Origin of the sequence: Paraburkholderia sp. NMBU_R16, assembly GCF_013282575.1 — a bacterium.
GTDB lineage: Bacteria > Pseudomonadota > Gammaproteobacteria > Burkholderiales > Burkholderiaceae > Trinickia.
The window spans coordinates 48,449-70,232 of record NZ_JAAAYE010000033.1 but is presented as its reverse complement, the minus strand read 5'-3'; the positions used below and the strand labels follow the sequence as shown (position 1 = coordinate 70,232).

The following is a 21,784-nucleotide window of genomic DNA, read 5'->3' as shown; positions in this document are numbered from 1 at the left end:
ATGACGGGGGACTGCTCGGCGCGGCGTGGCGGCAGCGGTTCCGGGCTACGCCCTTCACCGCTGCCGCCACGCCAGTACTCTCATCCTGATTGACGCGCTGCTCTCATCTTGTTTGACGCGCGGCATCCGATGTCGACATCTGCTCGAAGATCTGCGCCGCACGCTCATAAGGCGCCGCTTCTCCATCAACGGCCTGCTTTACTTTTTCCAACTCTTGCTGCGCCAGCGAGCGGACGAGTTCGGCCGTGACCTTGCGGCCGTCGTCGAGCGTGCCCTTCGGCGAGCGGATCCATTGCCAGACCTGCGAGCGCGAAATTTCGGCGGTTGCCGCGTCTTCCATCAGGTTGTGAATCGGCACGCACCCGTTTCCCGCGAGCCATGATCCGAGATAATGGATGCCGACGTTGATGTTGTTGCGCAGACCCGCCTCGGTGATCGGGGCTTCCGGGCGGAAGTCGAGCAGGTCCTTGGCGGTGACCTGTACATCGTCGCGTCGTTTGCCGATCTGATTCGGCTTGTCGCCGAGCACCTTGACGAATTCTTCCATCGCGAGCGGCACGAGGCCAGGATGCGCGACCCAGCCGCCGTCGTAACCGTCGGTTGCATCGCGCGCCTTATCGGCGCGCACACCCGCCATCGCTTTCTCGTTCGCCGCTGCGTCGCTCTTGATCGGAATCAGCGCACTCATGCCGCCGATCGCGGGCGCGTTGCGCCGGTGGCACGTCTTCAGCAACTGCAGCGCATAGGCGCGCATGAACGGCACGGTCATCGTGATCTGAGCGCGGTCGGCGAGGCAAAACGCCTTGTCGTTCTTGAACTTCTTGATGGCCGAGAAGATGTAGTCCCAGCGGCCGGCGTTCAGCCCCGAGCTGTGCTCGCGCAACTCGTAGAGAATTTCATCCATCTCGAAGGCGGCGAGGATCGTTTCGATGAGCACCGTTGCCCGGATCGTCCCGCGCGCGAGTCCAATCGCTTCCTGCGCCGCGATGAAGACATCGTTCCACAGGCGCGCTTCAAGATGGCTTTCGATTTTCGGCAGGTAGAAGTAAGGGCCGCTGCCTCGCGCGATCAATTCCTGGGCATTGTGAAAGAGGTAAAGCGCGAAATCGAAGATGCCGCCCGAGACGCGCTGGCCGTCGACCTTGACGTGTTTCTCGTCGAGATGCCAGCCGCGCGGACGCACGATCAGTGTGGCGACCTTGTCGTTGAGCCGATATTGCTTGCCGTTCTGTTCGAGCGAGATCGTACGGCGCACGGCATCCTTGAGATTCAATTGCCCGGTGATCTGGTTGTGCCAGTTCGGGGTATTCGAATCCTCGAAGTCGGTCATGTACGCGTCCGCACCCGAGTTCAGCGCATTGATGATCATCTTGCGCTCGACCGGGCCCGTGATTTCGACACGTCGGCAGGCCAGATCCTTGGGCAGCGGCGCAATGCTCCAATCGCCGTCGCGCACCGACTGCGTTTCTGCCAGGAAGTCGGGACGCTCACCCGCGTCCAGCCGCCGCGTGCGCGCCGCGCGCCGCTCGAGCAACTCGCGCCGGCGAGGTTCGAACTGACGATGCAGCTTCGCGACGAGCGCAAGCGCGTCGGGGCTCAGGATGGTCTCGAAGCCGGGCTCGATCGCGCCGGTGATCTCCATGCCTTGCGGCAGCGACAACGTGTTCGCCATGTGTTTCTCCTTGGTCGGTCAAATGGCAAAATCGCTCATTCTATTGGTGATGATTTGGTATAAAAAAGCGTCGCAAAGTTAATTGATCTTTGACTTTTTGGTACATAATCTGCGGCTGTTCCAATTTCTTCGTCCCCGGTCATGGCGCGCTTCAAGCAAATCGAGACTTTCGTCGCCGTGGCGGCGAAAGGCAGTCTTTCCGCGGCCGCCCAGGCCGAGGGCGTGGCGCCTGCCGTCATCGGGCGCCGGCTCGATGCACTCGAAGAGCGGCTCGGCGTGAGGCTTGTCGTGCGGACGACGCGCAAACTGACGCTCACGTTCGAGGGGGCGGCGTTTCTCGAAGATTGCCAGCGGATCGTCGGCGATCTCGCCGATGCGGAGGCGAGCGTGTCGGCCGGCGGCGTCAAGGCGAGCGGCCATTTGCGTGTATCGGCACCGGCCGGCTTTGGCCGCAAGCACGTTGCGCCGCTCGTGCCCGAGTTCGCGGCGGCCCATCCCGATGTTTCCGTCACGCTCGACCTGTCGGATCGGCTCGTCGATCTCGTGAACGAGGGCTTCGACTGCGCCGTGCGGCTCGGGGATCTGTCCGACTCCTCGCTCGTCTCGCTCAAGCTCGGCGAAAACCGGCGCGTCTGTGTGGCGGCGCCCGCGTATGTCACGCGTCACGGCGCGCCGGAGACGCTCGCCGCGCTTGCGAGCCACAACTGCCTCACGCTGGCGGCGAACGCGAACCAGCAGCGAGTCTGGACCTTCCAGCAGGCGGGCGAGGTCGTGTCGATCAAGGTCGGTGGCTCGGTGGAGTGCTCCGATGGCGCGGTCCTGCATGAGTGGTGCCTCGCCGGCCACGGGCTTGCCTGGCGCTCCTGGTGGGAGGTCGGTGGCGACATCGCGGCAGGGCGCCTCGTCACGGTGCTCGACCGGTTCGCGGCGCCGCCCATCGGCATTCAGGCGGTGTTCGCGCAACGGCGGCATTTGCCGCTGCGCGTCCGTCTTTTCCTCGATTTCCTCAAGCACACCTACGCTCAGCCCGGCTACTGGCAATAGTGTCAGGCGGGTTTTCGATATGCGGACTGTCCCGTAGCTGCGCGAAAGCGGGGCGGTGCGGGCACTACAATCGACTTCAGGCACCCGGCTCAAGGCGCGCAAAAGACGCTGCGGGTGTTCCTGCGCGATGTCGCCAGTACTGGAGAGGGCCATGTTCAAGCACATCCTGGTTCCCACCGACGGTTCGGATTTGTCGCAAAAAGCGATCGACGGGGCGATCGATCTTGCGCGGACGGTCGGTGCGCGGGTGACTGCCTACACCTGCTTGCCGCAGTACCCGTATTCGCCCTACGCCGAGGTGGTGATCGAGCCGCCCGAAGACTTTCAGTCCCGCAGCGAGCGCGAAGCGCGCGTGCTTCTGCACGAGATCGAAGCGGCTGCCGAGCGCGTCGGTGTGAGTTGCAGGAGCGAGACGAGCGTGCATCCTTGTCCGTATCTCGGGATCATCGATGCAGCCGAGCGCGGCGGCTGCGACGTCATTTTCATGGCGTCGCATGGGCGCCGTGGGCTGGGCAGCCTGCTGATCGGCAGCGAGACGCAGCGCGTGCTCACGCACACCACGATTCCCGTGATCGTCTATCGCTGAGCCCGCGGCCGGCAACGCGTCGGCGTTGCCGGGCCTGAGGTTCAACTGCGCCGGGCCCTTGGGCCGCGGCGCAGCGACTGCGACTTGCCGACCTGCTTTAAGCGACCTTCTTGCTGTCGAAGAACTGCTCGTCTTCGGTCGAGCCGTGCAACGCCGTTGTCGACGCGTCGCTTTCGACGGTTTGCGTGACAGCATCGAAATAGCCGGTGCCGACTTCGCGCTGATGCTTGACCGCCGTGAAGCCCTTTTCGGCAGCTTCGAATTCGGCTTGCTGCAACTCGACGAAGGCGCTCATCTGCGTGCGGGCATAGCCGTGCGCGAGGTGGAACATCGAGTAGTTCAGCGCATGGAAGCCGGCGAGCGTGATGAACTGGAACTTGTAGCCCATCGCACCCAGTTCCTTCTGGAACTTGGCGATCGTCGCATCGTCGAGATTCTTCTTCCAGTTGAACGACGGGGAGCAGTTGTACGACAGCAGCTTGTCGGGGAAGACCTTGTGGATCGCTTCGGCGAATTTCTTCGCGTATTCGAGGTCCGGCTTGCCGGTCTCGCACCAGATCATATCGGCGTAGGGCGCATAAGCCAGGCCGCGCGACACGGCTTGCGCCAGGCCCGGCTTCGTCCTGTAAAAGCCTTCCACAGTCCGCTCGCCAGTCAGGAAGGGGCGGTCGTTTTCGTCGATATCCGAGGTCACGAGATCAGCCGCTTCGGCGTCGGTGCGCGCGATGAGAACGGTCGGCACCCCGCATACGTCCGCCGCGAGCCGCGCCGCGGTCAGCTTGGCAACGTTTTCGCGCGTCGGCACGAGCACTTTACCGCCCATGTGGCCGCATTTCTTGACCGAAGCGAGCTGGTCTTCGAAATGCACGCCGGCGGCGCCCGCCTCGATCATGGCTTTCATGAGCTCGAACGCGTTGAGCACGCCGCCGAAGCCGGCTTCCGCATCGGCAACGATCGGCGCGAAGAAATCGATATAGCCTTCGTCGCCGGGATTCTTGCCCTCGGACCATTGGATCTGGTCTGCACGCGACAACGTATTGTTGATGCGCTTCACCACGAGCGGCACCGAATTGGCGGGGTAGAGCGATTGATCGGGATACATCTCGCCGGCCACGTTCGCGTCGCCGGCCACCTGCCAGCCCGACAGATAAATGGCTCTCAGGCCGGCTTTGACCTGCTGCATGGCCTGATTGCCCGTCAGCGCGCCGAGCGCATTGACGAACGGCTCGGTATTGACGGCCTTCCAAAGCTTTTCGGCTCCCACGCGGGCGAGCGTATGTTCCGCTTGCAAGGAGCCGCGCAGACGGACGACATCTTCGGCGGTATAGCTGCGCTTGATGCCTTTCCAGCGTGCGTCCGTTTCCCACTGGCGTTGAAGTTCCTGAGCCTGCTGTTGACGTGACATGGTGTGCTCCTGGTTTGCGTATGAGGGAAAAACCGATTCATCTGCCGCGTGCCATCGACGTGGCGAAGTCTTATATAAGAGTCTAGGCAAACCCGATACTTCGCAACAGCCATGCTATCCGCTTTTTTGGACAAAAATTTTATTTATTTATCAATGTGTTGCGTGAAAATATCATGATGTGAAAGACGGTTTTCTATGCTGCAATGATCGACGTTGTGCCACGCAGCACGGTTTTTTACGACGCAAAAAAATTTTCCGCATTGTGAAATGCTGTCGGTCTCGGCCTTGGAGGCAGACACGCGCTGAAGACCCGACTCAGTCGGCAAAAAAAAACCGGTGTCCATGGACACCGGTCTTAAGGGAACCCGCTTTGCGGGGCCGTCGGCCTCACAAAGCGCAATGCGTCAGTCGTTAGCTGCTGCGGCGTGCGCCGCCGCGGGCCGAATCGCCACGCCGACCCTGATAGCCGTCGCGCGAACCGCCGTTGGGACGGCCGCCGGGGGCGCCACGGCCTTCGCCATGGCTGTACGAGCCGCTGCCGCTGCGCGCACCGCCGTTTGCGTTCGAGCCGAACCGGCGAGGCGCGCTGCTGTTGCCAGGCCGGCCGCGGCCACCGAAACCGCCGCGATTGTTCGTCGGCGGTGCCTTGCGCGGCTCGAAGCCTGCGACCACGTTGACAGGCAGCGTCGTACGCACGAACCGCTCGATGCGCTTGAGCGCACCGAATTCGGCGTGATTGACGAGGCTGACGGCCGTGCCGGTGCGGCCGGCCCGGCCGGTACGGCCGATCCGGTGCACGTAGTCTTCCGCGAACTTCGGCAGGTCGTAATTGAACACGTGCGTGACGCCGGGAATATCGATGCCGCGCGCAGCCACGTCGGTCGCGACGAGCACGCGCACACGGCGCTCGCGCAGCGCGCGGATCGTGCGATTGCGGGCGCCTTGCGGCAGATCGCCATGCAGCGCCGCCGAGGCGAAGCCGGCATCGGCGAGACGGCCGGCCAGCTGGTCGGCTTCGCTTTTCGTCGCGGTGAAGACGATCGCCTGATCGAGCGCCGTGTCGCGCAGCAAATGGTCGAGCAGGCGGTCTTTGTGGTCGCGGTCGTCGACGTAGTGAATCGCTTGCGCGATGTTGGCGCGCGATTCGGGGCGATGCTCGATTTCGATGCGCTCGGGATTCCGCAGCAGGCGGTTCGTCAGCGAGCCGATCTTGCCGTCGAGCGTAGCGGAGAAGAACATCGTCTGGCGCGTGGCCGGCGTGGCCGCGACGATCGTTTCGATATCGTCGATGAAGCCCATGTCGAGCATGCGGTCCGCTTCATCGATCACGAGGATTTGCAGCTCCGACAAATCGATGCGGCCGCGCTCGAGGTGATCGAGCAAACGTCCCGGCGTGGCAACGAGGATCTCGGGGTTTTTGGCCAGCAGCGTCAACTGTTGACCGTAGGCGACGCCGCCCAGAATGCTGACCGTACGCAGACGCCGCAGGTGCTTGCCGTACGTCGATGCGGCCGTCGTCACCTGCATGGCCAGCTCGCGCGTCGGAGTCAGCACGAGCAGGCTCGGCCGTGCCACGGGCGGGCCGCGGCGCGTGCGGCGTTCGCCGGCTGCATCGCGCGGCTCGGCGGTTTTCGTCTTTTGCAACTGAGCGAAACGCTCGATCGCCGGCAGCATGAACGCCGCCGTCTTGCCCGAACCGGTCGGGCTCGAGACGAGCAGGTCACGCCCGGCGATGGCCGCGGGGATCGCGCGCTCTTGCACCGGGGTGGGCTTGACGTAGCCCGCGGCCATCAGCGCCGAAACGATCTCGGACGACAGACCGAGCGCGGCGAAGCCGGAACCGGCCGTCTCGACGGAGTCGGCGGCGGGTGCGGCGGGCGCGGTATCGATGTCGAGACCGAGTGCTTGATCGGCGATGGCGGTCAGGGGAGAGGTGAAGCTCGAAGTCATGAGAATCCTTAACAACTGTGGGAAGGAACGTCGGCGCCAATCGGCATCACCCAAGTCGTCGGATTCAGCATGCAATACTTCAGCGAGCAAATCGAAAAACGGGGGCAGCCCGCAAGTTACGGCGAGCTTTTCGTTAGAAGCTGTATCGAGTGCGGGATGCCGGTGTGGCATCGCCGCCAGCCTGATCGAGACGGCCCGCAGGGGCCTGGGCAGGAGGGGACAGTTTCTAAACTGGATTGGAGCAAAACGCTACGCAGCGCTGCACCGCGGGAAAGGCCGAAAACACCTTTGGCACATTTGTGTGGCGAAGCGCAGGCCGCAGTATAAGGGTTTTTGCTGCGCTGCGCCACCCACGACTCCAAAAACTGGCGGTTGCTAGGATGCCGTGCCGCTCTTGAGCGACTCGACCAGCTCGACATACTGTTGCTTCGCCTCGTCCTGCGCGGTTCCTTTCAGCGAAGCCCACGCGTCGTGTTTGTACTTGCCGACGATATCGGCGAAACCGGGTTTTTCGCCGTGCACGTCGCCCTCGGTCGCCTGCTTGAAAAGTGCGTAAAGGCGCAGCAGCGTCATGTTGCCCGGTTTCTCGGGCAGTGCCTTGACGTCCGTCTGTGCCTGCTCGAAGCGCGCATCGAGTGTGCTCATTAGATTCTCCCTGTGGAGCGATTGGGCGGCCGATCATAGCAAGCTCCGTCTCTGAAAACATCGAGCAAACCTTCCAAACGTTCGGGCCGCGTAGGTCGGGCCGCGCACATCGGGCCGCGCACATCGGGCCGCGCAGGCAGCCCGTTTGCGATCCGGAACCGACGGGCGCCGCATTACAATAGCGGCCATGACCCGAACTGTTCTGCTTGCTCTCGATACCTCGACCGAATATTGCTCGGTGGCGCTGCTCGACGCCGATGCCTGCGCCGGCCAGCCGCCCGCCGCGGCGCCGCGCGTGCTGGCACGTCATGAGAAAACAGGCGCGGTATCCAGCGCCCGCGTGCTGCCCGCCGTGAAGGAGTTGTTCGACGAAGCCGGTTTGACGTTGCGCGATTGCAATGCGATCGCCTTTGGCGCCGGCCCCGGTTCGTTTACGGGGCTACGCACCGCGGCAGGCGTCGCGCAAGGCCTCGCCTTCGGTCTCGCGCTACCGGTGGTCCCTGTAAGCACGCTGCTCGTCTGCGCGGAAAGCGCGCGTTTGCGCGACCCCGCGGCCATGCGGGTGCTCGCCGTGCTCGATGCGCGCATGGGCGAGGTCTACTGGGCCGATTACGCATGGAACGCGGATTCGGCCGAATGGGGCATCGTTTCGGCACCCGCACTCGGCGATCCCGGCGCGCTCGCCATTCCTTCCGAACCGTTCACCTTGGCCGGCAATGCGGCGGCCGCGTTCGGGGACCGGCTCGCCGCGGCTGGCGCTGCGCGGACAGTGGATAGCGAAGCGGTGCCGCATGCCGTGCCGCTCGCGCATGCCGCGTGGCGAGCCTATCGCGCCGGGCGTGTCGTGCCGGCCGAGCAGGCTGCCCCCCAGTACGTCCGCGACAAGGTGGCTCAAACGAGCGCCGAACGCGAAGCGGTCCGCGCGGTGCGCGAGGAGGGGCGCGGGCAATGAGTGGCGTGTTGCTGGCCGATCGGTATATGTCGCCGATGACCGATGCCGATCTCGACGAGGTGGCTTATGTCGAGCGCGAAGCCTACGAGTTCCCCTGGTCACGCGGCAATTTCGAAGACTCGCTGCGCAATGGTTACTTCGGCGTTTGCATGCGCCACGTCACCGGCACGCTCATCGGGTACTGCGTGCTGATGCCTGTCGTCGACGAAATGCACCTGCTCAATTTATGCGTCGCGCCGCAGGCGCAGCGCACGGGCGCGGGCCTCGCGTTGTTGCGCGAAGCGGCGCGCCTCGCGCGCAGCAAGGGCCTGACGGGCCTGCTGCTCGAGGTCCGGCCGTCCAACGTCCGGGCCGTGAAGCTGTATGAACGCTTCGGCTTCTCGACGATCGGGCGCCGCAAGCACTACTATCCGGCGCGGCATCGCGGCCGCGAGGACGCACTCGTCATGCGATTCACATTTCCGAAGGAGGATGCGCATGGCGCTCGATGAAGCCGCGCTGGACGTGCTGGGACTTGCACCGCTTTGGGCTCGGCGCGGCGCTCGCACGGCATCGCGTGCAGGCGGGGAAGGCCGGGAAGGCCGGGAAGGCGAGGCCGGAATGCCCGCTGCCGAGCAGTCTGCGTCCACGCCGAACTCGGTTGCACCGGCGCCTGCCGTACGCGCCGAGGCGATGCCGTCCACCGAACTCGGCGGACCCGACCGGCTCGATACACCCGACCCACGCGATGCACCCGATCAGGAAGCCGATGCGTTGCTCGAAGCATTCGGCGAAGTGGCGGAGCATCCGTCTCGGCCGACGCCGACGATCGATCGCGCCGGTGTCGCGGCACTCGACTGGGAGGCGCTCGAAGCCCGCGTGGCTGGCTGCGAGCAATGCCGCCTGTGCGAGAAACGCACGCGCACCGTGTTCGGGGTCGGCGATCGCGAGGCCGATTGGATGCTGATCGGCGAGGCGCCGGGCGAAAACGAGGACAAGCAAGGCGAACCGTTCGTCGGCCAGGCCGGCAAGCTGCTCGACAGCATGCTGCGCGCGCTGGCGCTCGCGCGCGGCGAGAACGTCTATATCGCCAACGTCGTCAAATGCCGGCCGCCCGGCAACCGCAATCCCGAGCCCGACGAAGTGGCGCGCTGCGAACCGTATCTCCAGCGGCAAGTCGCGCTCGTCAAGCCCAAGCTGATCGTCGCGCTGGGGCGTGTGGCGGCGCAAAACCTGTTGAAGACGGATGCAAGCATTTCGTCGCTGCGCGGACGCGTGCACCGATACGAGGGCGTGCCCGTCGTCGTCACCTATCACCCCGCTTATCTGCTGCGCAGTCTGCCGGACAAGGCGAAAGCGTGGGCTGACCTGTGTCTCGCGGACGACATCTATCGGCAAGCGCTTTCCGAACGGGCGGGTGAATGAGCGCGTTCGAGCCGGCAGCCGAGGCGGTCGCGCTCGATGTGTTGCTCGACCGGCTCCATGAGCCGGCCGTCCGGGATCTCGCATGGCTGCTTTTCAGCCCGTCGCTTTTGCGGCCGCAGCCACCGCTCGGCATGCTTGCCGAGCCTTTCGACGGTCCGGCCGACGCCGCGGCCAGTGTCGCGTGGCTTCTGACGCTCGAGCGCGACCCGGCACCGCTGCGCGAGTGCCTTGCCGCATCGCGATTCACCCGGTTGGGCCGCTACGCGGAATGCCTGCTCGCATTTTTCCTCGAGCACGGCCCTTCGCTGAGGCTCGTTGCGGCGAACGTCGCCTTGCGCCGGGCGGGCCGCACACTCGGCGAATGCGATTTTCTGATCCGGACACCGGGCGGATTGCGTCTGCATTGGGAACTCGCGGTCAAATGCTATTTGCATGCGGGCGGCACCGATGCCTCGCTCGCCGACTACGTGGGCCCGAACTTGCAAGACCGCTTCGACCTGAAGCTCGCGCATCTCGTCGAGCACCAACTGCCGCTTTCCGCGCGCGACGAGTTCGCGTCGCTCGGTCATGCGGGCCCGTGGGACGCGCGGATGTTCGTGAAAGGCTGGCTTTTCTATCGATGGGACGAAGCGTCGGGCGGGCTCGAACTGCCGCCGATGCCGGCGGCGATCGATCCGCGGCATGCGCGGGGGTTCTGGCTCGAGCGCGCGGCGTTGCCGCGTTTTGCCGCGGGCCGTGCCGACGCCTGGGCCGTGCTACCGCGCCTTGCGTGGCTCGCCCCGCGATGCGAGCGTGCGGCGCAAGCGGGGGAATTCGTGTCGGCCGATACGCTCGCCGCACGACTGGCCTCGCAGAGCGGACCGACGATGGTGGCCGCCTTCGGCCGTTCGGCCTCGGGCGAGGCGTGGGTCGAGCAGGCGCGCGGCTTTGTCGTCCCGGACGACTGGCCGCGGGCGGCGGCAGTCTTCGCCCGGCAGTCCTACCACCAGCGATAAAAGTGATGGAGCGGGCCGGTACCGCTACCCACGTCGAGCCGTACGCTTTCGCGCATCGCATCGAGCAAATAGGCCTTGGCTCCGGCGATTGCGTCGCCGAGATCGCTATGCCGCGGCATCAGCGCGGCGATGGCGGAGGAGAGCGTGCAGCCTGTGCCGTGCGTATGCGGTACTGTCAGCCGCGCCGCGCCGAACCGCCTCGTGTTCGTGGCTTCGACGAGCCAATCCGGGCTTTGTGCACCGCCGAGGTGACCCCCCTTCATCAATACGGCTCGGGCGCCCAGCGCCCGCAGCGCCTGCGCCTGATCGAGCATGGCCGCCTCGTCGGTGGCCTCGGGGCGGCCGACGAGCGCCGCCGCTTCGGGCAGATTGGGCGTCACGAGGCTTGCGAGCGGTACGAGCTCGTCGCGCATGGCGGCCACGGCGTCGGGGGCCAGAAGAGGGTGCCGGCTCGACGAAAGGATGACGGTGTCGAGTACGACGAACGGCGGTCGATACTGGCGCAGCGCACCGGCTACGGCGCGCACGATATCGATGTTGGCAAGCATGCCGATCTTGACTGCATCGATGCGAATGTCGCTGAAAACCGCATCGAGCTGGGCGCCGACGAATGCCGCGTCGGGCGCGTGCACGGCGAAGACGCCGCGCGTGTTCTGAGCGGTCAGCGCCGTGACGACGCTCGCGCCGTAGGCACCGAGCGCCGAGAACGTCTTGAGGTCGGCCTGGATTCCCGCGCCGCCGCTCGAGTCGGAGCCGGCGATCGAAAGGACGTTCGGTATGGCATGCGACATGGCGACTCCCCGGCCCGTGCCGGCCTCGTGCTCGACTCAGTGTTTGACTTCGCCGATCAGCGCGACTGCATCGAAAGCGCGCTGATTGGCCTGGTGGCGCCGCATGACCACCCACATCATCAGACAGACGAACGTACCGAACAGCACGATCACGATCGATACCGGCACATCGAGCCAGACGAGCACCGCGTAAAGGCACAGCATGATCAGCACGGACAGATTCTCGTTGAAATTCTGCACGGCGATCGAATGTCCCGCAGAAAGCAGTACGTGCCCGCGATGCTGGAGCAGCGCATTCATCGGCACCACGAAAAAGCCCGACAGGGCGCCGACGACCATGAGAAACAAGTAGGCGATGATCAGATAGCCGGGGACGTGCACGCGCCCGAAGTAAAGGCCCCAGTTCGCGGGAATCAGATGGCGCGTGTAAAAGGCCATGAGCATGACGGCGATACCCATGAGCACGCCGACGGGCAGTACGGTCAGCGACTTCTTGAGCGGCACCTTGGCTGCGGCTGCCATCGCGCCGAAGGCTACCCCGAGCGCGACCACGGCCTGAAGGATCGCACCTTCGGACAGCGACATGCCGAGCGAGACTTCGGCCCATTTCAGCACGATGAACTGAAGCGTCGCGCCCGCGCCCCAGAACAGCGTCGTGACCGCCAGCGAGATCTGGCCGAGCTTGTCGCGCCACAGCGTCAGGAAGCAATCCGCGAAATCGGTGACGAGCTTGATCGGACCGTGTTCCTGCCGCGGATACCGTGCGCCGGTATCGGGGATGCGCAGGTTGAAGAGCGCCGCAACGATGTAGATGCCGACGATGACGAGCATCGCGGCTTCGGCCGGCGTAGCGACGAGCGGAATATGGTGCCGGAGGATATGCACGGCGATATGGGGGCTGATGAGTGCGCCCCCGAGCACGGTACCGAGGATGATCGATGCGACCGTGGTCCCTTCGATCCACCCGTTTGCCGCGACGAGCCGCTCGGGCGGCAGCAGTTCGGTGAGGATGCCGTATTTCGCGGGCGAATAGGCCGCCGCGCCGAACCCGACGATGCCATAAGCGAGCAGCGGGTGCGCCCCGACCATCATGACGATGCAGCCGGCGATCTTGATGGTGTTGGTGACGAACATGACGCGCCCTTTGGGGCGGGAATCGGCAAACGCACCGACGAACGCTGCGAGCACCACATACGAGAGGACGAAAAACAGCTTGAGCAGCGGCGTCATCCAGTTCTGGGCATGCAGGTCTTTGAGCAGAGCGATGGCGGCAATCAGAAGGGCACTATCGGCCAGCGACGAAAAAAACTGCGCGGCCATGATGGAATAAAAACCTTTTTTCATCAGATGCGGTGCTGTCCTCGTTGTGCCTTGTCCTGGCTCCTCGCGAGCGACGCGTTTGGGCCTATGCCGTTCGAAATGGGTTGTGCGCACGGCTTTATATCACGAAAATAGGTGCCTTCGGACGGCTGCTCGCGTTGCCCAGGCGGCGCCAAGCAGCCGTTCACCCGCGCGAAAGGAGCGCCACGAGCGCCCGATAGCGCCTGCTTGCGCCCTTAAGTTCTTACGAAAACACCCATGCCGCGCCCGCTTCTCGCCACCATCCACACCGCCGCCCTGGCCAACAACCTCGCTGTCGCCCGCCGCCACGCGCCGAACTCCAAGGTCTGGGCAGTCGTCAAAGCCAATGCCTATGGCCACGGATTGGCCCGTGCGTTCCCGGGCCTTCGAGCAACCGACGGTTTCGGTCTGCTCGATCTCGAAGAGGCGGTCAAGTTGCGCGAGCTCGGCTGGGCCGGGCCGATTCTCCTGCTGGAAGGATTTTTCCGGCCGACCGACATCGACGTGATCGACCGGTACAGCCTCACCACGACGGTGCACTGCGACGAGCAGTTGCGAATGCTCGAAATGGCGCGGCTCTCGAAGCCCGTCAACATTCAACTCAAGATGAATACGGGGATGAACCGGCTCGGGTACACGCCCGAGAAGTTCCGGGCCGCGTGGGAACGGGCTCGCGCATGCCCGGGAGTCGGTCAGATCGCGCTGATGACGCATTTTGCCGATGCGGACAGCGAGCGCGGCATCGATGAGCAGCTGGCAGCATTCGAGCGCGGTGCCGAAGGCATCGCGGGCGCGCGCAGTCTTGCCAACTCGGCCGCGACGCTCTGGCACCCTGCCGCGCATTTCGACTGGGTGCGCCCGGGCATCATCCTTTACGGTGCATCGCCCTCGGGCGTCACCGCTGCGATCGAAGGCACCGGCCTGCAGCCGGCCATGACGCTCGCCTCGGAGCTGATCGCCGTGCAAACGCTGAGCGCCGGGCAGACTGTCGGCTACGGCTCGGCGTTCTCGGCGCCGGGTCCGATGCGCATCGGGGTCGTGGCTTGCGGCTACGCCGACGGCTATCCGCGCTGTGCGCCCGACGGCACGCCGATCGTCGTCGACGGCATTCGCACGCGCGTGATCGGACGTGTTTCGATGGATATGCTGACCGTCGATCTCACGCCATGCCCGGCGGCCAATGTCGGCTCGCGCGTCGAGCTCTGGGGTGCGCAGGTGCCGATCGACGATGTCGCGCGCGCCTGCGGCACGATCGGCTACGAGCTCATGTGCGCGGTGGCGCAACGCGTGCCCGTGCGCGCCGAATAGCTCCGCACACCGGTTGAGTCGTACCCGTCGACCACCATTGAAACCCTCTAGAACGACCGAACCGGCACGGCCGGGCAGCGGACCCATAGCGCGTGGCAAAACAAAAAACGACGTATAGCTGTACCGAGTGCGGCGGACAATCTCCCAAATGGCAAGGGCAGTGTCCGGCCTGCGGAGCGTGGAACACGCTCGTCGAGACGATCGCACCGGCCGCCGGCGCACATCGCTTCCAATCGCTCGCGAAAACCGCCCCCGTGCAACGGCTCGCCGATATCGAAGCGGCCGACGTGCCGCGGTTTTCCACCGGCATCGGGGAGTTCGATCGCGTACTGGGGGGCGGCTTCGTCGCAGGGGCCGTTGTATTGATCGGCGGCGATCCCGGCATCGGCAAATCGACGCTGCTCCTGCAGTCGCTCGCCGCGCTGGCCGAAGAGCGCCGTGCACTCTATATCAGCGGCGAGGAATCGGCGGCCCAGATCGGCCTGCGTGCGCAGCGGCTGGCGCTTGTCGAGCCAGGCTCGAAGGCGGCCGAGCTGAGGCTGCTCGCCGAGATTCAGCTCGAAAAGATCCAGGCGGCGATCGAGGCGGAGCGGCCCGATGTCGCCGTGGTCGATTCGATTCAAACGATCTATTCCGACGCGCTGAGCTCAGCGCCGGGCTCGGTCGCCCAGGTGCGCGAGTGTGCGGCACAGCTCACGCGGCTCGCCAAGCAATCCGGGACGACGGTCGTCATGGTCGGCCACGTGACGAAGGAGGGCAGTCTTGCAGGCCCGCGCGTGCTCGAGCATATCGTCGACACCGTGCTTTACTTCGAAGGCGATACCCATTCGTCGTTCAGGCTCGTACGTGCGTTCAAGAACCGCTTCGGCGCCGTCAATGAACTCGGCGTTTTTGCGATGACGGAACGCGGGCTACGCGGCGTGGCGAACCCCTCGGCGCTGTTTCTCTCGCAGCACGAGCAGATCGTACCGGGCTCGTGCGTGCTCGTGACGCAAGAGGGGTCGCGGCCACTGCTGGTCGAAATTCAGGCGCTCGTCGATACGGCGCATGTACCGAATCCGCGCCGTTTGGCCGTCGGGCTCGAGCAAAACCGGCTCGCGATGCTGCTTGCCGTGCTGCATCGGCATGCCGGCATCGCCTGTTTCGATCAGGACGTGTTCCTCAACGCGGTGGGCGGCGTGAAGATCGCAGAACCGGCCGCGGATCTGGCCGTTTTGCTGGCAATCCACTCGTCGATGCGCAACAAGCCGCTGCCGAAGGGGCTGATCGTGTTCGGCGAAGTCGGGCTGGCCGGTGAAATCCGGCCGTCGCCGCGGGGCCAGGAACGGCTCAAGGAAGCGGCCAAGCTCGGTTTCACGGCGGCGCTGATTCCGAAGGCGAACGCGCCGAAGCAGCCGATCGAGGGACTGCAGGTATTGGCCGTCGAGCGAATCGACGAGGCGATCGGGCGCGTCAAGGAGCTGGAGTAGCCGCTGGCAGGGCGATGGCGCCCTGCGCGGCGAGCGCATGGTGCAGGCGCGCGTGCGCGAAGTACCCGCTACGAGTCCGCATCCGTCGTCGTGAACAAAAGGTGCTGGCGCGCTTCCTCGACGGTCAACACGGGGCTCACGCAGCAATCGAGCGGCTCGAGCAATGCGAGCCAGGCCGCGAGCGGCTCGCTGGCGATGCGCGCGGCCAGCTCGCGCGTCAGCGATGCAGCGTCGGCGCCGCCCGCCGCCTGACCGAGGCTCCAGTGGCGACTCGTCCAATCCTCGCGCCCCAACGCGCGGCACAGCTTCTCCCAGAACTTGAGTTCCAGCGCGCCGATGGCCAGCCAGCGCCCGTCAGCGGTCTTGTAGACGTTGTAGCAAGGCGCGCCGCCGTTCATCAGCCCGTGTCCGGCGGCGAGGTCCGCCGATGCAGCGTGCTGCCCGCCGGCATTCTCGAGTGTGGTGTGGGCCACGACGTTGCAGGCGCGGATGGCATGCGTCATCGATATGTCGAGAAACGAGCCGCCGCCTCCCTGCGCGACCTGCCATAGCGCGGCGAGAATCCGGGTAAGAGCCGTCGATGCGCCGCCGAGAATATCCGCGATCTGAATGTTCGGAATGACGGGCGTGCCGTCCGCCCCTCGGATTTGATCGAGGACACCGGCGTAAGCCAGGTAGTTGATATCGTGTCCGGGCCGATGCGCGAACGGCCCGTTTGCGCCATAGCCGGTGATCGCGCAGTAGACCAGTTTGGGATTGATCTTGGCGAGGCTCGCATAATCGAGCCCCAGGCGAGCCATCACGCCGGGCCGGAAGCTCTCGACGAGTACATGCGATTCGCGTACGAGCGCGCGCAACACCGTGCAGCCCGTCTCGCTCTTCAAGTCCAGCCGCGTTTCACGTTTGCCGCGATTGACGAGCCGGTAAAACGCGCTCGGCCGGCCCGCGGACCGGTCCGCCGCGCTTTGCAGCATCGTCCGTGCGCCGTCGCCGGCACCGGGCTCTTCGATCTTGAGTACTTCGGCGCCGAGCTCAGCCAGCCGCAAGGTGGCGAGCGGTCCGGGCAGCAAACGGGTAAGGTCCAGCACGCGCAGGCCTCGCAACGGGGCAGTCAAGAGCACACCTCCTCTCGGTCGAAATGAGCGCCCGCGCCCGGGCGCTAGCTTATCTGTTCGAGTTCCTCCTGCGCGTCGAGCCACTGAGCTTCGAGCGTCTCCAGGCGCGATTGGACATCGGCTTGCTGCCTGAGCGTTTCAGTCAGCCGGGCCTTCATGGCGGGCTCATAGCTGGCCGCATCCGCAACGAACGCGTCGAGAGCTGCCTTTTGCGCGTTCAATGCTTCCATCTCTTTCTCGATTCTGGCAATTCTCGTTTGCAGCGGCTTTTTCAGTTGCGCGAGCTTCTGTCGAGCCTGCGCCTCCTGGCGGCGCTGATCTTTGCGATTGCCCGCGCCGGCCGTGAGACCATCCGCCGCCTCACCTTCCTCCGCATGCGCCGCTCGAGCCGCGCTACGTGCTTGGGCGGCGTGTTCGAGGAGCCAGTCGCGATAGTCGTCGAGATCGCCATCGAACGGCTCGACACGGTGATGCGCGACGAGCATGAACTGGTCGGTGCTCGCTCGCAGCAGATGCCGGTCATGCGAAACGAGGATCAGCGTCCCTTCGAACTGCGCAAGCGCCATCGTCAACGCGTGCCGCGTTTCGAGATCGAGGTGATTCGTGGGCTCGTCGAGCAACAGCAGATTCGGTTTTTGCCAGATGATGAGCGCCAGCGCAAGCCGCGCCTTTTCGCCGCCCGAGAACGGTGCGATCGGCGCGCTCGCCATGTCGCCGGAAAAGTTGAAGCCGCCCAGGAAGTCGCGCAGCACTTGTTCGCGCGCATCGGGGGCGATGCGCGCTAGATGGGCCAGCGGCGAATCGTCGGGCCGCAGCGTTTCGAGCTGGTGCTGGGCGAAGTACCCGATCACGAGCCCGCGGCCCTGGTGCATCGAGCCCGCGAGCGGTGCGAGCGTGCCCGCCAGTGTCTTGACGAGCGTCGATTTGCCTTGGCCGTTCGCGCCCAGCAGCCCGATGCGCTGACCGTTCTGGATCGACAGCGTCACGCCTTCGAGGATCGGGATGTCGATGTCGCTGCCATCGCCGCGGTAACCGCACCGTACGTCCTCCATGACGAGCATCGGATTCGGCGCGGCATCGGGCTCGCGAAACTCGAACGTGAAAGGCGACGCCACGTGAGCCGGCGCGATGAGCTCCATTTTCTCGAGCGCCTTCATGCGGCTTTGCGCCTGCCGCGCCTTGGTGGCCTTGGCCTTGAAGCGATCGATGAAGCTTTGCAGATGGGCGACTGTCTTTTGCTGCTTTTCGTAGGCGCTTTGCTGCAACGCAAGCTGCTGCGCGCGAAGGATCTCGAACTGCGAGTAGTTGCCGCCGTAGCGCGTCACCCGCCGGTTTTCGAGATGTAGCGTGACGTTGCAAACGGAGTCCAGGAACTCGCGGTCATGCGAAATCACGATCAGCGTGCCGGGGTAGCGGTGCAGCCAGTCCTCGAGCCAGACGATCGCGTCGAGATCGAGGTGATTCGTCGGCTCGTCGAGCAGCAGCAAGTCGGAGCGGCACATCAGTGCCTGCGCGAGGTTCAGCCGCATACGCCAGCCGCCCGAAAAGCTCGCGACGCTTTCTCGCGTTTGCGCGAGCGTAAAGCCTAGCCCGAGCAGCAGCGCCTCGGCGCGGGCGGGCGCCGTATAGCCGTCCGCATCGGCGAAGGCTGCATGCTCGTGGGCAAGGGCCTCGCCGTCATGGGCGCGTTCGGCTGCGGCGATGCGCGCTTCGACCTCGCGCAAATCGGCGTCGCCGTCGAGCGTATATTCGAGCGCCGATTTCTCGGCGGCCGGTGTGTCCTGCGCCACATGCGCGATGCGCCAGGTGGGCGGCAGCGAAACATCGCCCGCGTCGGCATGCAGCTCGCCGCGCAAGACCGCGAAAAGCGTCGACTTGCCCGCGCCGTTGGCGCCGACGAGTCCGGCTTTCTCGCCCGGATTGAGGACGAACGACGTGGCTTCGAAAAGGGGCTTGACGCCGCGCGAGAGGCTGAATTGGTTGAAACGGATCACGACGGAATTTGACGGCTCGAAAAACGCTATTTTAGACGGGGCTGCCGTAATCGGGCTCGCTCAGTTTGGCCCCGATATCGCATAGACTGCCGGTTCGTCGGGAACGATAACGCAGGAGAGGGCACGATGACATCGCTTTATGAATTTACCGCACGCGAACTCGGCGGCGAGCCGCTGAGCTTGGAACGCTACCGGGACAAGGTGCTGTTGATCGTCAACACGGCCAGCGAGTGCGGGTTCACGCCGCAGTATGCCGGCTTGCAACGCCTACATGACCGTTATGGCGCGCGCGGCTTCGAAGTGCTGGGCTTTCCGTGCAATCAATTCGGCAAGCAGGAGCCCGGTGACGCGGCCCAGATCGGCAGCTTTTGCGAGAAGCAGTACGGTGTTGCCTTTCCGATGTTCGAGAAGATCGATGTCAAAGGACCGAACGCGCATCCGCTGTATCGCTATCTGACGCGGCAGGCGCCAGGGGTGCTCGGCACGCGCTGGATCAAATGGAATTTCACGAAGTTTCTGGTCGATCGCAGCGGCCGCGTCGTCAAGCGCTATGCGCCGGCCACGAAGCCCGAAGAACTCGAGGCCGATATCGAGGCGTTGCTGTAAAGATGCGGCAGGCAGGCTCGCGCGGCACCCGGTGCTGTCAGCGGCGGCTCGCTTGCCAGTGCGCCGATGCATCACAGAATCGGCGAAAAAAGCCGAGCCACATGCATCAGAATCCGCCGCAGCGCGGGTGCATCGCGGTATTCGCTGCGCTCGACTTCATAGGACTGTTCGAAGTCGTCGAGCAACATGGCCTCGACTTCGCGGGCAAAGACCGGATCGATCGTCAGCACCATGATTTCGAAATTGAGGCGAAACGAGCGATTGTCGAGATTCGCGCTACCGATCGCGGCGGCAATATCGTCGATCAGCACGACCTTCTGGTGAAGGAAGCCAGGCCGGTACCGGAAGATCCGCACACCCGCCCGCAGCAGATCGTAGGCATACAGCTTCGATGCCTCGAACACGACGTAGTGATCGCGGCGGCTCGGGATCAGGATTCTGACATCGACGCCGCGCATCACGGCGAGACGCAACGCCGAGAACACCGCCTCGTCGGGAATCAGATAGGGTGACGTGATCCAGACGCGCGTCTGAGCGGCATTGATCGCTTCCACGAAAAACAGCGAGCCCGTTTCGAACTTGTCGGCGGGACCCGGTGCGACGACGAGACAGTGCATGTCGCCCACCGCCTCGGGTTGCTCGGCTTGCGACGGCGGCAGTTGGGGCAGATCCTGCGTGGCCCAGTGCCAGTCCTCGATGAACACGAACTGCACGCTGGCCACCACAGGCCCGCGCAACTCGATGTGCGTATCGCGCCAGGGCGAGAGGCGTGGATTACCGCCGAGGTACTCCACGCCGACGTTATGGCCGCCGACGAATGCGCATTCGCCGTCCACCACGACGATCTTGCGGTGATTGCGGAAATTCAACTGGAAGCGGTTGACGAAGCGCCGGTTCGTCGCGAACGGATGGATGTCGACGCCGGCTGCGCGCAGCGCCAGAACATAGTGCTGCGGCAGATCGAACGAACCGATGCTGTCGTAGAGAAACGATACGCGAACGCCCGCGGCCGCCTTGGCGATGAGCAGGTCCCTCAGCATTCTTCCGAGTGCGTCGTCCCGCACGATGAAAAACTGCACGAGTACGTAGCGCTGTGCGCGCTCGATGGCCTCGAGGATGGCGGCGAACGTCGCGTCGCCGTTGACGAGCGTGCGTGCGCTGTTGCCGGGCAGAAACGGCATGCCGCTCAGGCTTGCCAGCGAGCGCACGACATGGTGACCGAGCGCCTCGGCGGGCGCGCCGGCCGTCGACGCGCGCGTATCCCAGGTCTGCGGGTGGGCGCGCGAGCGTACCATCTCGTTCTCGATCCGGCGCGCGTCGACATAGCCGGCGAACTTGCTGCGTCCGAGAAACAGATAAGGAATGACCGTCAAATACGGCATCGCCACGAGCGAGACGGCCCAGGCGATGGCGCCTTGCGAGGTGCGCGTGTGCAAGATCGCATGGCAAGCCGCGACGACGCCGAGCACGTGCGCCGCAAAGATGAGACTGCCGAGCGAAAGCCAGTTGAATTCGAAGTGCATGAGACAGCCTGTTCCGTCCGCGACGACACGCGCATCGCCCGTGCGCATCTTACCGAAACGCCGTCGGAAGATGATGAGGCCGAGGCGGGCCTCAGGGGGCCGGCAAATCGTTCGCCGAAAGGAGGAAAACGCTGTCTTCGCCTGCGCTCGTCGGCAGCCAGACGAGATCGAGCCCGCCGAATGCCGCTTCGACATGCGCGCGCTCGTTGCCGATCTCGACGATGAGCACGCCTTCTTCGGTCAGCCAGTTGCGGGCCTCGCCGACTATGCGGCGAACGATATCCATGCCGTCGTCGCCGCCCGCAAGCGCCAGGGCCGGCTCGTGGCGATACTCGGCGGGGAGTTTCGCCATCGATGCGCTGTTCACATAGGGCGGGTTGGCGATGATGACGTCGTAGCGGCGTTCGGGCAGCGGCGCGAAAAGATCGCCTTCGAACAGCGCAATGCGGTCCTCGAGCCCGTACTCCGTCACGTTGAGCGCGGCGACTTCGAGCGCCGGCCCGGAGATGTCGACCGCATCCACGTCGGCATTCGGAAACGCGTGCGCGGCGAGGATGGCGAGCGATGCGGAACCGGTACAGAGTTCGAGCACCGCGCCGACTTCGTCGGGGTCCGCGACGTAGGGCTGCAGGCCGTCTTCGAGCAACTCGCCGATGAATGAACGCGGCACGATGACGCGTTCGTCGACGTAAAAGCGCCGGCCGTGCATCCAGGCTTCGTGCGTGATATAGGCGGCGGGCAGCCGTTCGTCGGCGCGGCGCGCGATCACGGCGAGCACTTCTTCGATCTCGCTGGCGAGCAGCCGCGCGTCGAGAAACGGTTCGAGCGTATCGAGCGGCAGGTGCAGCGTATGCAGGATCAGGTACGCAGCCTCGTCGTAGGCGTTGTCGCTGCCATGGCCGTAAGCAAGCCCCGCGGCGGTAAAGCGCGAGACCGCATAACGGAGCAGGTCGCGAACGGTGGTGAACGGCGTCGTCATTGCTG

The 21,784-nt window shown here is 64.8% G+C and carries 19 protein-coding genes; 9 read left to right on the top strand and 10 right to left on the bottom strand.

What is annotated here, in order from left to right; translation table 11 throughout:
* Positions 1-103: 103 nt before the first annotated feature.
* The gene (gene aceB / locus GWC77_RS17770) at positions 104-1,672 is read right to left on the bottom strand and encodes a malate synthase A (RefSeq protein ID WP_173259103.1); all 1,569 of its coding nucleotides are present in this window, start codon (positions 1,670-1,672) and stop codon (positions 104-106) included.
* 141 nt (positions 1,673-1,813) lie between these two features.
* On the opposite strand from aceB, the gene GWC77_RS17765 reads away from it, so the two are divergent.
* Positions 1,814-2,716: a LysR family transcriptional regulator gene (locus tag GWC77_RS17765; protein ID WP_173259101.1), complete on the top strand. Its 903-nt coding sequence runs from the start codon at positions 1,814-1,816 to the stop codon at positions 2,714-2,716.
* Positions 2,717-2,867: 151 nt separating this feature from the next.
* Complete coding sequence (locus GWC77_RS17760; protein ID WP_173259099.1) at positions 2,868-3,302, top strand: universal stress protein; 435 nt, start codon at positions 2,868-2,870, stop codon at positions 3,300-3,302.
* Positions 3,303-3,399: 97 nt separating this feature from the next.
* On the opposite strand, the gene aceA is transcribed toward GWC77_RS17760, so the two are convergent.
* The 3 genes from aceA to GWC77_RS17745 all read right to left on the bottom strand — a co-directional run bounded on the left by aceA (position 3,400) and on the right by GWC77_RS17745 (position 7,302).
* Positions 3,400-4,707: an isocitrate lyase gene (gene aceA / locus GWC77_RS17755; RefSeq protein WP_173259098.1), complete on the bottom strand. Its 1,308-nt coding sequence runs from the start codon at positions 4,705-4,707 to the stop codon at positions 3,400-3,402.
* A 411-nt stretch (positions 4,708-5,118) separates the two neighbouring features.
* A complete protein-coding gene (locus tag GWC77_RS17750; RefSeq protein ID WP_173259096.1) occupies positions 5,119-6,657 on the bottom strand; it encodes a DEAD/DEAH box helicase in 1,539 nt (512 codons plus the stop codon).
* Positions 6,658-7,032: 375 nt separating this feature from the next.
* Positions 7,033-7,302: an acyl-CoA-binding protein gene (locus GWC77_RS17745; RefSeq protein ID WP_173259094.1), complete on the bottom strand. Its 270-nt coding sequence runs from the start codon at positions 7,300-7,302 to the stop codon at positions 7,033-7,035.
* Positions 7,303-7,489: 187 nt separating this feature from the next.
* Here GWC77_RS17745 and tsaB point away from each other — a divergent pair, with 187 nt between their 5' ends.
* From tsaB to GWC77_RS17725, 4 genes are read left to right on the top strand one after another with little or no spacing between them, the layout of a single operon-like run.
* Positions 7,490-8,254, top strand: a complete 765-nt coding sequence (tsaB, locus tag GWC77_RS17740; RefSeq protein ID WP_173259092.1) for a tRNA (adenosine(37)-N6)-threonylcarbamoyltransferase complex dimerization subunit type 1 TsaB — start codon at positions 7,490-7,492, stop codon at positions 8,252-8,254.
* Positions 8,251-8,745, top strand: coding sequence for a ribosomal protein S18-alanine N-acetyltransferase (gene rimI / locus GWC77_RS17735; RefSeq protein WP_173259090.1), 495 nt, complete (start codon positions 8,251-8,253; stop codon positions 8,743-8,745). Before tsaB ends, rimI begins: the two co-directional genes overlap by 4 nt.
* A complete protein-coding gene (locus tag GWC77_RS17730) occupies positions 8,732-9,658 on the top strand; it encodes a uracil-DNA glycosylase family protein (protein ID WP_173259088.1) in 927 nt (308 codons plus the stop codon). The genes rimI and GWC77_RS17730 overlap by 14 nt, the downstream gene beginning before the upstream one ends.
* Entirely contained in the window at positions 9,655-10,653 is a 999-nt protein-coding gene (locus tag GWC77_RS17725) for a DUF1853 family protein (protein ID WP_173259086.1), read from the top strand. The genes GWC77_RS17730 and GWC77_RS17725 overlap by 4 nt, the downstream gene beginning before the upstream one ends.
* On the opposite strand, the gene thiD is transcribed toward GWC77_RS17725, so the two are convergent.
* Together thiD and lplT are read right to left on the bottom strand one after the other, a co-directional pair.
* On the bottom strand, positions 10,638-11,444 hold the full coding sequence (gene thiD / locus GWC77_RS17720; RefSeq protein ID WP_173259084.1) for a bifunctional hydroxymethylpyrimidine kinase/phosphomethylpyrimidine kinase: 807 nt from the start codon (positions 11,442-11,444) through the stop codon (positions 10,638-10,640). The genes GWC77_RS17725 and thiD overlap by 16 nt on opposite strands.
* Before the next feature lie 36 nt (positions 11,445-11,480).
* Positions 11,481-12,788: a lysophospholipid transporter LplT gene (lplT, locus tag GWC77_RS17715; RefSeq protein WP_173259082.1), complete on the bottom strand. Its 1,308-nt coding sequence runs from the start codon at positions 12,786-12,788 to the stop codon at positions 11,481-11,483.
* Between the two features lie 234 nt (positions 12,789-13,022).
* On the opposite strand from lplT, the gene alr reads away from it, so the two are divergent.
* Positions 13,023-14,093 carry an alanine racemase gene (gene alr, locus GWC77_RS17710; RefSeq protein ID WP_173259081.1) on the top strand — a complete coding sequence of 357 codons (1,071 nt, stop codon included), beginning with the start codon at positions 13,023-13,025 and terminating at the stop codon, positions 14,091-14,093.
* Between the two features lie 92 nt (positions 14,094-14,185).
* Positions 14,186-15,562, top strand: coding sequence for a DNA repair protein RadA (radA, locus tag GWC77_RS17705; protein ID WP_173259079.1), 1,377 nt, complete (start codon positions 14,186-14,188; stop codon positions 15,560-15,562).
* 68 nt (positions 15,563-15,630) lie between these two features.
* Here radA and GWC77_RS17700 read toward each other — a convergent pair whose 3' ends face one another.
* Positions 15,631-16,683, bottom strand: coding sequence for a CaiB/BaiF CoA-transferase family protein (locus GWC77_RS17700; protein WP_173259077.1), 1,053 nt, complete (start codon positions 16,681-16,683; stop codon positions 15,631-15,633).
* A 38-nt stretch (positions 16,684-16,721) separates the two neighbouring features.
* A complete protein-coding gene (locus tag GWC77_RS17695; RefSeq protein ID WP_173259075.1) occupies positions 16,722-18,671 on the bottom strand; it encodes an ATP-binding cassette domain-containing protein in 1,950 nt (649 codons plus the stop codon).
* A gap of 126 nt (positions 18,672-18,797) precedes the next feature.
* On the opposite strand from GWC77_RS17695, the gene GWC77_RS17690 reads away from it, so the two are divergent.
* Complete coding sequence (locus GWC77_RS17690; RefSeq protein WP_173259063.1) at positions 18,798-19,277, top strand: glutathione peroxidase; 480 nt, start codon at positions 18,798-18,800, stop codon at positions 19,275-19,277.
* Positions 19,278-19,348: 71 nt separating this feature from the next.
* On the opposite strand, the gene cls is transcribed toward GWC77_RS17690, so the two are convergent.
* Together cls and prmB are read right to left on the bottom strand one after the other, a co-directional pair.
* On the bottom strand, positions 19,349-20,800 hold the full coding sequence (gene cls / locus GWC77_RS17685) for a cardiolipin synthase (RefSeq protein ID WP_173259108.1): 1,452 nt from the start codon (positions 20,798-20,800) through the stop codon (positions 19,349-19,351).
* A 91-nt stretch (positions 20,801-20,891) separates the two neighbouring features.
* Positions 20,892-21,779 (bottom strand): 50S ribosomal protein L3 N(5)-glutamine methyltransferase, encoded by an 888-nt coding sequence (prmB, locus tag GWC77_RS17680; protein WP_173259061.1) that lies wholly within the window; start codon positions 21,777-21,779, stop codon positions 20,892-20,894.
* Between the last annotated feature and the right edge of the window lie 5 nt (positions 21,780-21,784).

Coding starts and splice junctions, on each gene's coding strand:
- aceB (WP_173259103.1), bottom strand. CDS start 1,672: ATGGCGAACACGTTGTCGCTGCCGCAAGGCATGGAGATCACCGGCGCG.
- GWC77_RS17765 (WP_173259101.1), top strand. CDS start 1,814: ATGGCGCGCTTCAAGCAAATCGAGACTTTCGTCGCCGTGGCGGCGAAA.
- GWC77_RS17760 (WP_173259099.1), top strand. CDS start 2,868: ATGTTCAAGCACATCCTGGTTCCCACCGACGGTTCGGATTTGTCGCAA.
- aceA (WP_173259098.1), bottom strand. CDS start 4,707: ATGTCACGTCAACAGCAGGCTCAGGAACTTCAACGCCAGTGGGAAACG.
- GWC77_RS17750 (WP_173259096.1), bottom strand. CDS start 6,657: ATGACTTCGAGCTTCACCTCTCCCCTGACCGCCATCGCCGATCAAGCA.
- GWC77_RS17745 (WP_173259094.1), bottom strand. CDS start 7,302: ATGAGCACACTCGATGCGCGCTTCGAGCAGGCACAGACGGACGTCAAG.
- tsaB (WP_173259092.1), top strand. CDS start 7,490: ATGACCCGAACTGTTCTGCTTGCTCTCGATACCTCGACCGAATATTGC.
- rimI (WP_173259090.1), top strand. CDS start 8,251: ATGAGTGGCGTGTTGCTGGCCGATCGGTATATGTCGCCGATGACCGAT.
- GWC77_RS17730 (WP_173259088.1), top strand. CDS start 8,732: ATGGCGCTCGATGAAGCCGCGCTGGACGTGCTGGGACTTGCACCGCTT.
- GWC77_RS17725 (WP_173259086.1), top strand. CDS start 9,655: ATGAGCGCGTTCGAGCCGGCAGCCGAGGCGGTCGCGCTCGATGTGTTG.
- thiD (WP_173259084.1), bottom strand. CDS start 11,444: ATGTCGCATGCCATACCGAACGTCCTTTCGATCGCCGGCTCCGACTCG.
- lplT (WP_173259082.1), bottom strand. CDS start 12,788: ATGAAAAAAGGTTTTTATTCCATCATGGCCGCGCAGTTTTTTTCGTCG.
- alr (WP_173259081.1), top strand. CDS start 13,023: ATGCCGCGCCCGCTTCTCGCCACCATCCACACCGCCGCCCTGGCCAAC.
- GWC77_RS17690 (WP_173259063.1), top strand. CDS start 18,798: ATGACATCGCTTTATGAATTTACCGCACGCGAACTCGGCGGCGAGCCG.
- cls (WP_173259108.1), bottom strand. CDS start 20,800: ATGCACTTCGAATTCAACTGGCTTTCGCTCGGCAGTCTCATCTTTGCG.
- prmB (WP_173259061.1), bottom strand. CDS start 21,779: ATGACGACGCCGTTCACCACCGTTCGCGACCTGCTCCGTTATGCGGTC.